Below are 14,413 nucleotides of genomic sequence, written 5' to 3' on the forward strand. Positions count from 1 at the left end.
GATGAGGGGGCTTTATGGGGCGGCCTCTCAGGATGAGGGGGCTTTATGGGGCGGCCTCTCAGGATGAGGTCGGTTGTGATCAGGCTGGGGCTCTATTTCCACATCGCGCGCATGCGGGCGCCGATGTCGATGCGCGCGGCGGCTTCCGGGCGGGCGCCGGGGGCGTCCGGCTGGGCCGGTGGCCAGGAGGCGGTGGCGAAGCGCCCGAGGATGGTGGGGGGAATGAAGCGGGTGCGGGCGGCATAGACGTGGCGGTCGCCGCGCGCCGCCTGACCATGGGTGAAGAAGCGCTGCGGCAGCATGAGATTGAGGCTGTCCCTGGCGCGCGTCATGGCGACGTAGAGCAGGCGGCGCTCTTCCTCGATCTCGTCGCGCGTGCCGGCGCCGAGGTCGATGGGAATGCAGCCATCCACCACGTTGAGCACGAAGACCGACTTCCACTCCTGCCCCTTGGCCGAATGGATGGTAGAGAGAATGAGATAGTCCTCGTCGAGATGCGGCGGCCCCGCCTCGGCGCTGGTGGCGTCCGGCGGATCGAGCGTCAGCTCGGTGAGGAAGCGGGCGCGGGAGGGATAGCTCGCGGCGATCTGGGCGAGCTGCACGAGATCGGCCTGCCGGCTGGCGGCGTCCTCGTGCAGGCGTTCGAGCAGCGGCTCGTACCATTGCCGCGCGAGGTCGAGCTCGCCCGGCCAGCCGGCGGCGCCGGCCTTCAGCGCGCGCGCCATGGCGAGGAAGGCGGGCCATTCCTCCTCCGCGCGGGGAGGGGGCGTGACGGCTTCCAGCGCCGGCAGCAGCGCGCCGGCGCCGTCGACCGCGTCGAGGATGCGCCCGGCGGTGGCCGGGCCGAGGCCGCTCAGCAGGCGCAGCACGCGGAAGCCCGCCACGCGGTCGCGCGGGTTCTCGACGAAGCGCAGGACGCCGAGCACGTCCTTCACATGGACGGAATCGAGGAATTTCAGCCCGCCGAACTTCACGAACGGGATGTTGCGGCGGGTCAGCTCCACTTCCAGCGGCCCGCTGTGATGGGCGGCGCGGAACAGTACGGCCTGCGACTTGAGCGCGATGCCGTCCTCGCGGTTCTCCAGCACGCGGGTGGCGACGAAGTTCGCCTGCTCGATCTCGTCGCGCACGCCGACCAGTACCGGCCGCTCGCCGGAGGCGCGGTCCGACCACAGGTTCTTGGCGTAGCGTTCGCTGGCGAAGTCGATCACCGCATTGGCGGCGGCGAGGATGGGCTGGGTGGAGCGGTAGTTCTGCTCCAGCATGATGGTGTCCGCGCGGGGGGTGAAGTGCCCCGGAAAGTCGAGAATGTTGCGCACCGTGGCGGCGCGGAAGGAATAGATCGACTGCGCGTCGTCGCCGACCACGGTGAGGCCGCGCCCGTCCGGCTTCAGGCCCAGCAGGATCGAGGCCTGCAGCCTGTTGGTGTCCTGATATTCGTCGACCAGCACATGGTCGAAGCGGCCGGAAACCTCGGCGGCCAGCGCCGGCTCGCCCATCATCTGCGCCCAGTAGAGCAGCAGGTCGTCGTAATCGAGCACGTTCTGGCGCTGCTTGGCCTCGACATAGGTGGAGAAGATCGCCTTCATCTCGGCATTCCAGCCCGCGCACCACGGGAAGGCGCGGCCGATGACTTCCTCCAGCGGCTGCTCGGCGTTCACCGCGCGGGAATAGATGGCGAGGAGCGTGCCCTTTGCCGGGAACCGCTTTTCGGTCTTCGAGAAGCCGAGTTCGTGGCGGACCAGGTTGACGAGGTCGGCGCTGTCCTCGCGGTCATGGATGGTGAAATTCGGGTCGAGGCCGATCTGCAGCGCGTGGTCGCGCAGCAGCCGGGCGCCGATGCCGTGGAAGGTGCCGGCCCAGGTGAGCCCCTCGGTGAGCGCGCGCGCATCGGGGCCGAGCACGCGCGCGGCGATGCGCTCGACACGGCGCGTCATCTCCGCCGCCGCGCGGCGCGAGAAGGTGAGCAGCAGGATGCGGCGCGGATCGGCGCCGTTGACCATGAGGTGGGCGACGCGGTGGGCGAGCGTGTCGGTCTTGCCCGATCCCGCCCCGGCGATGACCAGCAGCGGTCCGCCGGCGGGCTCGCCGGGACCGGCGACGCCGTGCTCGACCGCCCGCCGCTGGGCCGGGTTCAGCTTGTCGAGATAGGCGGCGGGCTGCATCGGCAAACGAATCTCTGGCGACCGGACGAGATCGCAGTGAGCACGTTTCCCGTTTTGTTCGCAACCGTGGCGGGAGCAACGTGCCGAGCGTCCCGTATCGTCATCCCGGCCGAAGGCGAAGCCGCAGAGCCGGGATCGCTCTCCAATCTGCACACGATCCCGGATCGGCCTTCGGCCGTCCGGGATGACGCTAGTTTGAGGGCTCAGCGCTTGCGCACGAACTCGGTGCGCAGCACGAGACCCTTGATGCCCTCGAAGCGGCAGTCGATTTCTTCCGGATTGTCGGTCAGGCGGATGGTCTTGATCACCGTGCCCTGCTTCAGGGTCTGGCCGGCGCCCTTGACCTTGAGGTCCTTGATGAGGACGACGGAATCGCCGTCGGCCAGCACATTGCCGGAGGCGTCGCGTACCTCGAGCGCGGCGGCGGCCGCCGCCTTCATTTCCGAGGCCGGCCGCCATTCGCCGGTCGCTTCGTCATAGACATAGGAATCGTCTTCGTCGGCCATGTTGGCCTCCATTGGTGGTCATCTGCAGGATGGCGAAGCGAAAAAGGCGGAGCTGCGGGCCCCGCCTTCCGTTCCGCCACTTGGCTCGGTTGCGTCAGGGCACCTGCCGGACGGCGCCCTTGGCGGCGCTGGTGGCGAGCGCGGCATAGGCCTTGAGCGCGGTGGTCACGTTGCGCTTGCGCGGCGCGGCCGGCTTCCAGCCATGCGCCTCCTGCGCCTCGCGGCGGGCGGCCAGCTCGGCGTCGTCGACGGCGAGGTGGATGCGCCGGTTCGGGATGTCGATCTCGATCGTGTCGCCCTCGCGCACCAGCCCGATCGTGCCGCCCTCGGCCGCTTCCGGCGAGACATGGCCGATGGACAGGCCCGAGGAGCCGCCCGAGAAGCGCCCGTCGGTGATCAGCGCGCAGGCCTTTCCGAGGCCCTTCGACTTCAAATAGCTGGTCGGATAGAGCATTTCCTGCATGCCCGGCCCGCCGCGCGGGCCCTCATAGCGGATGAGCACGATCTGGCCCGGCTTCACCCGGTTGCCGAGAATGCCGGAGACGGCGTCGTCCTGGCTCTCGAACACGGTGGCGGTGCCGGTGAATTTCAGGATGCTCTCGTCGACGCCCGCCGTCTTCACGATGCAGCCATCCTCGGCGAGGTTGCCGTAGAGCACGGCGAGGCCGCCATCCTTGGAAAAGGCGTGCTCGTAATCGCGGATCACGCCCTTGGCGCGGTCGAGGTCGACGTCGTCGTAGCGGGCCGACTGGCTGAACGCGACCTGCGTCGGCACGCCGCCCGGCGCGGCGCGGAAGAATTCGTGCACCGCCTCGCTGGCACTGCGCTTCACGTCCCAATGATCGAGCGCGGCGGCCATGGTCGGGGCATGGATGGTGCTGACGGAGGTGTCGATCAGCCCGGCGCGGTCGAGTTCGCCGAGAATGCCCATGATGCCGCCGGCATGATGGACGTCCTCGACATGCACGTCGGCGACGGCCGGGGCGACCTTGCACAGCACCGGCACGCGGCGCGACAGCCGGTCGATGTCGGCCATAGTGAAGGGCACCTCGCCCTCATGCGCGGCGGCGAGCAGGTGCAGCACCGTGTTGGTCGAGCCGCCCATGGCGATGTCGAGCGTCATCGCGTTCTCGAAGGCGGCGAAGGTGGCTATGGAGCGCGGCAGCACGCCGGCATCGTCCTGCTCGTAATAGCGGCGGGCGAGGTCGACGACGGTGTGGCCAGCTTCGACGAAGAGCCGCTTGCGGTCGGCATGGGTGGCCAGCGTCGAGCCGTTGCCCGGCAGCGACAGGCCAAGCGCCTCGGTGAGGCAGTTCATCGAATTGGCGGTGAACATGCCCGAGCAGGAGCCGCAGGTCGGGCAGGCCGAGCGCTCGATGACCGCGACGTCTGCCTCGCTGATCCGGTCGTCGGCGGCGGCGACCATGGCGTCGACCAGGTCGAGCGCCTTCTGCTTGCCGCCGAGCACCACCTTGCCGGCTTCCATCGGGCCGCCGGAGACGAACACGGTCGGGATGTTGAGGCGCAGCGAGGCCATCAGCATGCCGGGGGTGATCTTGTCGCAATTGGAGATGCAGACCATGGCGTCGGCGCAGTGGGCGTTGACCATGTACTCGACGCTGTCGGCGATCAGTTCGCGCGAGGGCAGCGAATAGAGCATGCCGTCATGGCCCATGGCGATGCCGTCATCGACCGCGATGGTGTTGAATTCCTTGGCGACGCCGCCGGCCGCCTCGATCTCGCGCGCCACCATCTGGCCGAGATCCTTCAGGTGGACATGGCCGGGGACGAACTGGGTGAAGGAGTTGACCACGGCGATGATCGGCTTGCCGAAGTCGCCATCCTTCATGCCGGTGGCGCGCCAGAGGCCGCGCGCGCCGGCCATGTTGCGGCCGTGGGTGGTCGTGCGTGAGCGATAAGGCGGCATGGAATTCCTCCAATCTTCTTGGCGGGCTTATGCTCCCGAGGCGGCGCGTGCGCAACCTCTTACCCCTGCGGGTGGATCACAGCAGCACGATGCGGTTCGGCAATTCGTCAATGTCGGCGCCGTCGCCCGGCGCGTGCCGGGCCAGCAGGCGCCCGGCCTCGGCGATGGCGTCCTCCAGCCCTTCGGCCAGTCGCCCGTCGCGCGCGCCGGCGAGAACGCGGGCGCAGACATCCGTCCATGCCGAAGGACCGACGAGGGCGTGGATGGTCTCGTCCGCCACGACCTCGACGCGGTGCTCGGGCAGGGCGACGAAGATCAGCACGCCGGTGCGTCCACGCGTCTGGTGGATGCCGAAGCCGAGGAAATGATCGATCGCCGCGCTGCGCGCCGCCGCCTGCTGCACCGCGCGCGGGATGCAGCGCCGGCCGAGCGGGGTGAACGCCAGCAGCGCGCCGAGGAGCACGAAGCAGCCGGCCTGCAGCGCCAGCAACTCCGGTATGTCGACGTGCAGCAGCAGCGCGACCGGCCAGGGCAGGGCGAGCGCGACGAGGGCCGCCCACATCAGCGCGTAGAAGGGATGGCCGATCAGTGGCCGACGGGAGATGACGACGCGGATCTCGCCGGCCGTGCCGGCTTCCGCCCGTTCGATGGCTTTGGCGAGTGCGGTTCGCTGCGCCTGCGTGAGGACGTCCGGTTCCGGCGCGTCCATCCGTATTTCGCCCATTACCAGCTCCCCGAGGCGCCGCCGCCGCCCGATGAGCCGCCGCCGCCGGAGAACCCGCCGCCGCCGCTCGACCAGCCGCCGCCGGAGGAGCGGTTGTTCCATTCCCAGCCCGATGCGCCGCCGGCCGCCGCTGCTCCGCTGCCGCGCCGGGCGGTGCGCGAGCGGCCGTAGCGGATCTGCCGATAGATCACATAGCCCCAGAACAGGAACATCGCCGCGAAGAACAGGAGGAAGATCCAGTCATCCGCCGTCAGAGCGGGTTCCTGCGCCTGCCGCGCGCGGGCCTCGGCCTCGGCGGGGTCGAGATTGAGGATCTCGATGATCGCGTCGGCGCCCTTGTCGATGCCGGCGGCGAAGTCCCCGGAGCGGAAGGCGGGGATGATCGCGGTCTGGACGATGGTGCTGGCCACCGCATCGGGCAGCACGCCCTCCAGCCCGTAGCCGACCTCGATGCGCACCTTGCGTTCGTTGGGCGCCACGAGCAGCAGCACGCCGTTGTTCTTCTCCGCCTGTCCGAGCTGCCAATGGCGGAACAGGCGGTTGCCGTAATCCTCGACCGAGGTGCCGTCGAGCGAGGGCACGGTGGCGACGACGAACTGGTCGGTCGTCTTCGCCTCCTGCGCCGCGAGCTTGGCCTCCAGCGCGGCGCGCTGGCCGGCGTCGAGGATGCCGGCCGCGTCGACCACCCGGCCGCTCAGCTCCGGAAAGCTGAACTCCGCGCGCGCCAGCCCGGCCAGCGCGCCGGCGAGCAGCACCAGCGCGAGGACGAACGGGCGGGCGGTACGGGCGAGCATGGCGCGGCTCCGCCGGTCGTCAGTTGAACTTCACCTGCGGCACCTTCATCTGCTCCTCGGAGATGGTGAAGGTCTCCATCGGCTTGTTGCCGCGATAGAGCGTCGAGGCCCAGACCACGCCGGGGAAGGTGCGCAGCTCGGTATTGTAGACACGCACCGCCTCGATGTAGTCGCGCCGCGCCACGGCGATGCGGTTCTCGGTGCCCTCGATCTGCGCCTGCAGGGCGAGGAAGTTCTGGTTCGATTTCAGGTCGGGATAGGCTTCGGAGATGGCGATCAGACGGCCGAGCGCGCCGGAGAGCTGCGCCTGCGCATCCTGGAACTGCTTGAACTTTTCCGGGTCGGTGATGGTCGAGGCGTCGACCTTGATCGAGGTGGCGTTGGCGCGGGCCTGCGTCACCTGGGTCAGAACGTCCTTCTCCTGCTGCGCGTAGCCCCTCACCGTCTCGACGAGGTTGGGAATCAGCTCGGCGCGGCGCTGGTACTGGTTCAGCACCTCGCTCCAGGCGGCCTTCGCCTTCTCTTCCGCGGTCGGGATGTTGTTCACGCCGCAGCCGGCGAGGCCGAACGCGGCGACGGCGAGAAACAGCATGGCGACAAGGCGGCGCCTGGCGCCGGCGAGGACAAGACGGTTCGACATATGGGTGCCCCAAGCTCGACGCGGCTCTTGCGCGCCACGTTCCTTATAGGCCGCGCGCGGGACGCAAGCCATGGGCAGCAGCGTATCCCGGTCCGTCCGGCACGCGGACACCGGGCCCGGCGGCGGCGCCCGGCTGCGTCGATGGGTGCCGTGCCCGCCTCGGCCGGAGCGCTGGGGCCTCTAGCGCCGGATCTGGATGCGCCGGTCGCGGCAGCGCTGGCCGACGAGGCACTGCCTGTCGTCCCTTGTGGGGATCCAGGCCGGCTCCGTGCGCCGCGACTGGCAATAGCCGGCATCGGTGACGAAGCGGTCATAGAGGTCCGGCCCGATGCCGATGACAACCGCGCCCCGCTCGCGGACCAGCGCGCTGGCGGCGGCGCAGCTCAGGGTCATGGAATCCGGCCGCGCCTGCGCGAGGCCGGGCATGGCCGTGACCATCAGAAGCGCAATCGAGAAAAGCGTGGCGCGCATGGTTCCTCCTCGCCCGGAACCCGGCTTGGGTCGTCGCTTCGCCGCCTTCGGCCAGGCCGGCAGCGCCCGCCGGAGGCGCCAGGCTCGAAGTCGTGCCGTCCCCGGAAACGCCAATCCAGCTCGGCTTTCTCACGCGGCCCGGTGCCGGGAGACCGACTTGTCGGCGTAGCGTCCGACCTCTTGATATTAGCGTCGACGGCGGATCCGCTTATCGACGTGGCCATGCCGACACCCGGGGTTTCGTTGGCGGTTTCATTGGCGCATCCGGGGATGCTGAGCCAGTAACCACTATAACGCCTTGAGAGGATTGGTGGGCCCGGCAGGACTCGAACCTGCAACCAGACCGTTATGAGCGGTCGGCTCTAACCATTGAGCTACAGGCCCTTCCGATGGCGCGCGGGGCGTCGGCGGGCGGGCGGAACGTAGCAAATGGCAGGGGCCGCGCCAACCGGCGGTCCGCCGCCGTCCACGCTCGCATGGAGGGCAAGCGGCAGTTCACGGTGTCCTCGCCGCATTGCCGCCGCCTTCGCGAAGTGCTCTGGAGTGTGCCCTATCGTCATCGGGCCGGTTCAAGGAAGAGAAGACATGAAGCTTACCCGCGCCTCCCTGTGCGCCGTCGTGCTGTTCGCGAGCCTGTCGCCGCTGGCCGCGCAGGACATCGCTCCCGCCGCCCGGCGCGCGACCCTCACCGTGAGCGGCGAGGGCACGGCAAACGCGGTACCCGACATGGCGACGTTGTCCTCGGGCGTCGTGAGCGAGGGCAAGACCGCGCGCGAGGCGCTCGATGCCAATTCCTCCGCCGTCGCGGCGATGATCGCGGCGATCAAGGCGGGGGGCGTCGAGGCGCGCGACATCTCCACCTCCGGCTTTTCCGTACAGCCACGCTACGCGCCGCCGAAGAAGGACAGCCCCGACGCGCCGCACATCTCCGGCTATCAGGTGAACAACACCGTCAGCGTGCGTCTGCGCGACCTCGCCAAGCTCGGCGACCTGCTCGACCAGGTCGTGAGCTCGGGCGCTAACCAGATCGGCGGCATCGCCTTCGACATCGCCGATCCGGCGAAGCTGGAGGACGCCGCCCGCGTGGCGGCGGTGAAGGATGCGCGCCACCAGGCGGAGATCATCGCCGAGGCGGCCGGGGTGCGGCTGGTGCGGGTGGTCTCGATCGCCGGGGAAGCCGGTCCGCGCCCGATGCCACGGATGATGATGGCGGCGCCGGCGCTGATGAAGTCGGACGCGGTGCCGGTCGAGGCCGGCGAGACGCAGGTTCGCGCCGGCGTCACCCTGACTTACGAGATCGAACCGCGCTGAAGGCGGCTCATGCGCCGGTCCGGCGCGGGATCAGCAGCTTGAGCCCGCGCGGCACGATCCGGTAGTCGAGCGGCATGGTCTCGCGGCTGAGCTCGCCATCGGTCGAGACCCAGCTGCGGTTGCGGTTCGGCCGGCGCAGGGTGATGTGCCGGCCGGTCAGGCTGACGATGCCGGGGTTCTCACGCCAATTGTCCGTCACCATGTCGGCGCCCGCCTTGAGCAAGGCGAGCGCCCCGCGGTCCTCGGCGACATGCAGCTCGAGAATACCCTCGTCGAGCCGGCCGCGCCGCCAGCCGCGGGCGGTGAAGCGGTTGACCGACAGCAGCGCGGCGAAGGCGCGGAAGCTGTGGGGCGTGCCGTCCACCGTCACCTCGAGGTCGAAGCGCCCGGAGCGGCGCAGCGCATAGACGGCGGCGATCGCGACCGCGAGGAAGCGCCAGAGCCGCCAGCGTCGCGCGGTCTCGCGCGCACGCGCCATCTGGCTGAAGAAGCCTATGCCGGAGATGGTGTGGAAGCGCCGTCCGTTGAGCGTGGCGACATCGATCTGCGCGACTTTCGCCGTCTTGAGGGCGGCGATCGCGGCGTCGAGTTCGGCCGGCATGCCGATGTCGCGGGCGAGCAGGTTGAGCGTGCCGAACGGCAGGATGCCGAGCATCTTGTCGGTGTCTTCGAGACTCTGAACCGCAAGGCTCACACTGCCGTCGCCACCGCCGACGATCACCGTGTCCTGCGGACCGCGACCGGATTCGCGGATGGCACGAACGAGGTTCCTGCCGCTCAGCAGATGCACCTCGACGGTGCGCTCGCCGCCGTCCAGTCCTTCCTCGACCAGCCGGCGGACCTCCTCGGCGTCGCGATCGAGCAGGGTGCCGGCACGGGCGTTCATCAGAACGAGGATATGGCGCATGGGGATCCGGAATCGGCGAGGAGTAGGCAGGATATTCCCCTGCAATCGCGGCGCTGCGAAGACGTTCCTTCGTCGCGCCCGATGTCGAAGGATGCATTGCGCGGGGAGCGCGGATGCGGCACTTGAGTCGGCGTGGACGATTGCGGCGCGATGCGCTGGGGAGAGGTGGATGGCGAGCAAGGAATCGATCCTGCGGCTGCGGGCCGGGTTTCTGGTCCTGCTGGCGCTCGCGTTCATCTCGTTCAGCGCCGGGCGCTGGGCGGCGGCACTGTTCTCGCTCGGCTGGGGATGGGCCGCATTGATCGGCGTCGTGGTGGCCGGGCTGATCGCGCTCATCGTCGTGCGGCTCGACCGCGTCGCCTATTTCGGCATCGCCGCCGTGGTCACGCTGTTCGCCGCCTATACCGGCTATGATTTCGCGCGCGGTCCGGTGGACTGGTCGGAGGGCTGGGCGCTGCTGGCCGGGCTGGTGCCCGGCGTGCTGCTGGCGCTGGCGTTCTGGGATTTTCGCCATCTGGTGCGCGAGTTCCGGGCCTGGGCCAACAGCCGCGCCTGAGGGCCACCGACACCGTTTTCTTCCTTAGGAAGTGCGCCGTGCCGGCCGGCGCGTGCGGGTGAGGCGACGTATCAGCCTCGCCATGATACCGCGCGGCAGGCGCGCCCGCGGGCGTTTGGCGAGGGATTGCTCGGCCTGCCGGGCGAGGGCCGCCCGTTCCGCTTCGGCCGCCCGGGCGCGCCGGAACTGGTGCGCGGCGCCGATCGGATCGGGAGGGGCGCCGAGCCCTTCCGCCAGCGCCGAGGCGAGGGCGCGCAGGTCGCCGGGCTCGCCGCTGCCGGCGGCGCGTTCGAGTGCTTTCACGGCGAGTCGGCGAAGCTCCGGCTGCGGGGCCGTGCGCAGGGCCATGCCGACATTGCGGCAGAAGGCCGGCACGCCGTTCTCGATGCAGCGCTCGAACCAGCCGCAGGCGAGGTCGAGCCTGCCGGTCCGCTCCAGCAGGAGCCGCGCATAGTCGAACTGGCCGCGATAATCCTCGCCCTCGGCCCCGCGCCGGTACCAGCGCAGCGCCGCGCGCGGCCGGGCAGGGCGGTCCCAGCCGAGTTCGAGGAAGCGGCCGATCATCGTCATCGCCTTGGTGTTGCCGCCCCGCGCGGCGCGCACATACCAGACGAGCGCCTCGCGCCGGTCGGCCGCCACGCCGCGCCCGTCCAGCAGCAGCGTGGCGAGGTTGAACTGCGCCCAGGCGTGGCCCATCCCGGCAGCCACACGGTAATGTCCGGCGGCTCCGGCGGCATCGGCAGCCACGCCCCAGCCGAGTTCGTGGCAACGGCCCACCATGTTGATGCCTTCCGCGCTGCCGGCATCGGCGGCGACGCGGAACCAGCGCAATCCCGCTTCCGGGTCGCGCGACACGCCATGACCGTCGACGAGCATCTGGCCCCAGGCGATCTGTGCGTTGACGAGCCCGTTCAGCGCCGCGGCCGCGACCCAGCGTGCCGCTTCCTCCGGGTTCCGACTGATGCGCGCGCGCAACACCTCCGGCCCCATTCGCTGGAGATCGGTGAAGGAAATCCACTGGTCGCGCATGCGATTGACGTCGTTTTCCGCTGTTTGCCCGGCGCCGCAGGGCGCGTCGGGCATGCCGTATATCGTTATGTCACATAAGGTCTCGACGAGTTGATCGGCAAGTGTGTTGTTCGATCTTTGGTTTTTAATAATTAAAAACTGTAAATTCGAATTGAAGCGGAAAATCAAACTTGGAACAAGTAAAAAACATAGTGTTTGAAGCAGGTTAGAATCAACGCTAGTAGCCCGTTAACGAAACCAATATGGGGTTGGGGCTTCGATGAAGACGCTAAAGACACTTCGGGATACTGCGCCAAATGCCGCCTTGACGGCGGGGCTTGCTGTAACAATGTCGGCGTTCCCGATGTTCGCGGCCAGCGCGCAGCAGGCAACGACGCCGGCGACCGGCGAGGAACTGCCGACCGTCACCGTCGAGGGGGAGGGCGCGCCGGCCAATACGCTCGAGGCCACGACGGGTGTCTCGCGGCTGCCCGGGACGATCCAGGACACGCCCCAGACCATCCAGGTCATTTCGCAGCAGCTCATGCAGGAGCAGGGCGTCACGACGCTCGAGCAGGCCCTGCGCAACGTTCCGGGCGTCACCGTCGGCATCGGCGAGGGTGGCGGCGGCATGAACGGCGACCAGTTCCGCATCCGTGGCTTCCAGGCCAAGGGCGACCTCTACATCAACGGCCTGCGCGATTTCGGCGTCTATGTCCGCGACAGCTTCGCCTATGAGAGCGTCGAAGTCTTCAAGGGCCCCTCGTCGGAGAGCTTCGGCGGCGGCACGACGGGCGGCGTGATCAACACCACGCTCAAGCAGGCCCATATCGGCGACAAGTACGACTTCGAGGGCCAGTTCGGCAGCGGTCCGCTCTATCGCGGCGTGTTCGACATCAACAAGCAGCTCGACGAAACCACGGCGTTCCGCATCGTCGGCATGGTCAACGAGCAGGACGTGGCCGATCGCGACCATGTCGAATCGAACCGCTATGGCCTGATGGCGGATCTCGGCTTCGGTCTCGGCACCGACCAGACCCTGCACCTGAACTATCTGTACCAGCACGGCGAGCGCACGCCGGACTACGGCGTGCCGATCGTGACGCCGAAGTACAGCGACGTCGCGCGCTTCGGCTCGCTCGGCCAGCCGGTGACGGAATGGGGCGTGCCGCGCTCCACCTTCTACGGCAAGGTGACGGATCAGGACATCACCGACACCAACATGTTCACCGCCAACTACAAGCGGGAGGTGAACGACTGGCTGACCATCACCAACGACTCACGGGTCGGCTACTACACCCGCAACTTCGCCACGACGGTGCCGGGTTGCTCGAATGGCGGCACCACGGCGACGGAGGCGCAGTATGAGGCGAGCTGCACCGGCCAGTTCTTCGACGGCGGCAACCCGGCCATCAGCTTCGGCGGCGGCAACCCCGGCTTCGAGCAGGAGAGCTGGTCCGGCCAGAACATCACCACGGCGATCGCGAAGTTCAACACCGGCTTCCTGCGCCACGAAGTGGTGGGCGGCCTAGACATGTACTTCGTGAATGACGAGCGCACGCTGGTCTCGGTCGACGGCTCGAAGGGTACCTCCACCATCTGGAACCCGATCTACGCCAACACGACGGGCTATTTCCTCTACTCGAACCCGGAAGGCAATAACGGCCAGCGCAACTCCAGCGCGACCGACATCGGCCTGTTCGTCAGCGATCGCGTCTGGCTGACCGACCAGCTCTCGGTCCTCGGCGGCATCCGCTACGACAACTATACCGCGGACTACAGCGTCTGGTGCGTCGGCGGGACCTGCGCCAATGGCAGCAACAGCTGGACCGAGGCCGGCAACAACACCAACTTCTGGAGCCCGAAGGCGAGCATCATCTGGGAGCCGACGGGCACCCAGACCTACTACGCCTCATGGGCACGTTCCTTCACGCCGCAGGGCCTGTACCCGACCAACGACATCACCGTCGTCAATCCGGTCCAGAACGACCTCGATCCCGAGAAGAACGAGACTTATGAAGTCGGCTTCAAGGTGTCGCTGCTCGACGGCCGCCTCGGCGTGACCGGTTCGCTGTTCCGCGTCGACAAGAGCAACGCCTTCTATGTCGATCCGGTCACCTTCGACACGGTCGAGACCGGCGAGAACCAGCGCGTCCAGGGCGTCGAGCTCGGCCTCACCGGCAACATCACCGAGGCGTGGACGATCCAGGCCGCCTATGCCTATTACGACAGCGAGATCCAGACCTCGACCACGGACAGCTATGTCGGCAACGAGGTGCCCTTCGTCTCGCCCAACAACTTCACCCTGTGGACCACCTATGAGCTGACGAAGCTCTGGACGACCGTTCCGGGCAAGCTGCTGGTGGGCGCCGGCGTCACCTATGCCGACGAGTACTATACCAACAGCGCCAATACCGCGATCATCCCCGATACCTTCTCGCTCGATGCGCTCGTCTCCTACGAATACGAGAACTACCGCATCGCGCTGAACGGCTACAACCTGACCGACGAGCTGAACTACGCGGCCGGCTGGGGCAGCCGCGCGGTGCCGGCGGCGGGCCGAACCTTCACCCTGACCATCGGCGCCACCTTCTGAACACGACCTCTTCGACCTGACCGTCACATCCTGGGGGAAGGCCGGCACACCCGGCTTTCCCCCTCTTTTCTGTTTCGGGAACCGACCGATGCTGATCCAGATCCCCGACATCCTCTCCCGGGAAGAAGTCGCCCATTGCCGGCGCGTGCTGGAAGCCTCGCCCTGGGTGGACGGGCGCGTGACCGCCGGCCAGCAGGCGACGTTGAGCAAGCTCAACCTGCAAATCCCGGTGGAATCGAAGGAAGCCGCCGAACTCGGCGACATTGTGCTGCGGGCACTCGGACGGAACCCGATCTTCAATTCGGCCGTGATGCCGCTTCGCGTGCTGCCGCCAATGTTCAACCGCTACGATGTCGGCATGAAGTTCGGCGCCCATGTCGACGGCTCGATCCGCGCCATTCCCGGCACTGGCATGCGCATGCGCGCCGACGTGTCGACCACCATCTTCCTGACCGAACCGGACGAGTATGACGGTGGCGAGCTGGTCATCGAGGACACCTATGGCGCCCACGAGGTCAAGCTGCCGGCGGGCCACGCGGTGGTCTATCCCGCCTCCAGCCTGCACAGCGTCAACGAGATCACCCGCGGCAGCCGCTGGGGCTCGTTCTTCTGGTCGCAGTCGATGATCAAGGACCAGGAACGCCGCGCCATGCTCTACGATCTCGACCGCGCGATCATGGGCACGCGTACGCGCTTGCCGGACGACGAGCCGTCGGTGCTGTCGCTGGCCAATGTCTATCACAACCTGCTGCGCCACTGGGCTGAACTGTGAGACGCGCAGCGCGCCATTGACGGCGCCCGGCCGGCG

13 protein-coding genes and 1 tRNA gene are annotated in these 14,413 nt (G+C 68.2%); 4 read left to right on the forward strand and 10 right to left on the reverse strand.

What is annotated here, in order from left to right; genetic code table 11:
- Positions 1-92: 92 nt before the first annotated feature.
- The 8 genes from AC1PZ7_RS10550 to AC1PZ7_RS10585 all read right to left on the reverse strand — a co-directional run bounded on the left by AC1PZ7_RS10550 (position 93) and on the right by AC1PZ7_RS10585 (position 7,611).
- A complete protein-coding gene (locus AC1PZ7_RS10550; protein ID WP_482359614.1) occupies positions 93-2,165 on the reverse strand; it encodes an ATP-dependent helicase in 2,073 nt (690 codons plus the stop codon).
- A 203-nt stretch (positions 2,166-2,368) separates the two neighbouring features.
- The gene (locus tag AC1PZ7_RS10555; protein WP_482359421.1) at positions 2,369-2,671 is read right to left on the reverse strand and encodes a zinc ribbon domain-containing protein YjdM; all 303 of its coding nucleotides are present in this window, start codon (positions 2,669-2,671) and stop codon (positions 2,369-2,371) included.
- 94 nt (positions 2,672-2,765) lie between these two features.
- A complete protein-coding gene (gene ilvD / locus AC1PZ7_RS10560; RefSeq protein ID WP_482359422.1) occupies positions 2,766-4,598 on the reverse strand; it encodes a dihydroxy-acid dehydratase in 1,833 nt (610 codons plus the stop codon).
- Positions 4,599-4,674: 76 nt separating this feature from the next.
- The gene (locus AC1PZ7_RS10565; RefSeq protein ID WP_482359423.1) at positions 4,675-5,307 is read right to left on the reverse strand and encodes a TPM domain-containing protein; all 633 of its coding nucleotides are present in this window, start codon (positions 5,305-5,307) and stop codon (positions 4,675-4,677) included.
- 14 nt (positions 5,308-5,321) lie between these two features.
- Positions 5,322-6,116: a TPM domain-containing protein gene (locus tag AC1PZ7_RS10570; RefSeq protein ID WP_482359424.1), complete on the reverse strand. Its 795-nt coding sequence runs from the start codon at positions 6,114-6,116 to the stop codon at positions 5,322-5,324.
- Positions 6,117-6,135: 19 nt separating this feature from the next.
- Positions 6,136-6,756 carry a LemA family protein gene (locus tag AC1PZ7_RS10575; protein ID WP_482359425.1) on the reverse strand — a complete coding sequence of 207 codons (621 nt, stop codon included), beginning with the start codon at positions 6,754-6,756 and terminating at the stop codon, positions 6,136-6,138.
- 180 nt (positions 6,757-6,936) lie between these two features.
- Positions 6,937-7,227 (reverse strand): hypothetical protein, encoded by a 291-nt coding sequence (locus AC1PZ7_RS10580; RefSeq protein ID WP_482359426.1) that lies wholly within the window; start codon positions 7,225-7,227, stop codon positions 6,937-6,939.
- A gap of 308 nt (positions 7,228-7,535) precedes the next feature.
- Positions 7,536-7,611 (reverse strand) — tRNA-Ile (locus tag AC1PZ7_RS10585).
- A gap of 201 nt (positions 7,612-7,812) precedes the next feature.
- Between AC1PZ7_RS10585 and AC1PZ7_RS10590 the strand changes: the two genes are divergently transcribed.
- Positions 7,813-8,538: an SIMPL domain-containing protein gene (locus AC1PZ7_RS10590; RefSeq protein WP_482359427.1), complete on the forward strand. Its 726-nt coding sequence runs from the start codon at positions 7,813-7,815 to the stop codon at positions 8,536-8,538.
- Between the two features lie 7 nt (positions 8,539-8,545).
- Here AC1PZ7_RS10590 and AC1PZ7_RS10595 read toward each other — a convergent pair whose 3' ends face one another.
- Positions 8,546-9,445, reverse strand: coding sequence for a diacylglycerol/lipid kinase family protein (locus AC1PZ7_RS10595; protein WP_482359428.1), 900 nt, complete (start codon positions 9,443-9,445; stop codon positions 8,546-8,548).
- A 169-nt stretch (positions 9,446-9,614) separates the two neighbouring features.
- On the opposite strand from AC1PZ7_RS10595, the gene AC1PZ7_RS10600 reads away from it, so the two are divergent.
- Positions 9,615-10,001: a hypothetical protein gene (locus tag AC1PZ7_RS10600; RefSeq protein WP_482359429.1), complete on the forward strand. Its 387-nt coding sequence runs from the start codon at positions 9,615-9,617 to the stop codon at positions 9,999-10,001.
- Between the two features lie 24 nt (positions 10,002-10,025).
- Here the strand turns inward: AC1PZ7_RS10600 and AC1PZ7_RS10605 are convergent, their stop codons facing one another.
- Positions 10,026-11,084, reverse strand: coding sequence for a tetratricopeptide repeat protein (locus AC1PZ7_RS10605; protein ID WP_482359430.1), 1,059 nt, complete (start codon positions 11,082-11,084; stop codon positions 10,026-10,028).
- Between the two features lie 289 nt (positions 11,085-11,373).
- On the opposite strand from AC1PZ7_RS10605, the gene AC1PZ7_RS10610 reads away from it, so the two are divergent.
- Together AC1PZ7_RS10610 and AC1PZ7_RS10615 are read left to right on the forward strand one after the other, a co-directional pair.
- Positions 11,374-13,605: a TonB-dependent receptor gene (locus AC1PZ7_RS10610; protein ID WP_482359431.1), complete on the forward strand. Its 2,232-nt coding sequence runs from the start codon at positions 11,374-11,376 to the stop codon at positions 13,603-13,605.
- 88 nt (positions 13,606-13,693) lie between these two features.
- Positions 13,694-14,377 (forward strand): Fe2+-dependent dioxygenase, encoded by a 684-nt coding sequence (locus tag AC1PZ7_RS10615; protein ID WP_482359432.1) that lies wholly within the window; start codon positions 13,694-13,696, stop codon positions 14,375-14,377.
- Positions 14,378-14,413: the final 36 nt, after the last annotated feature.

The organism is Ancylobacter sp. TW_SC_1 (genome assembly GCF_056836805.1).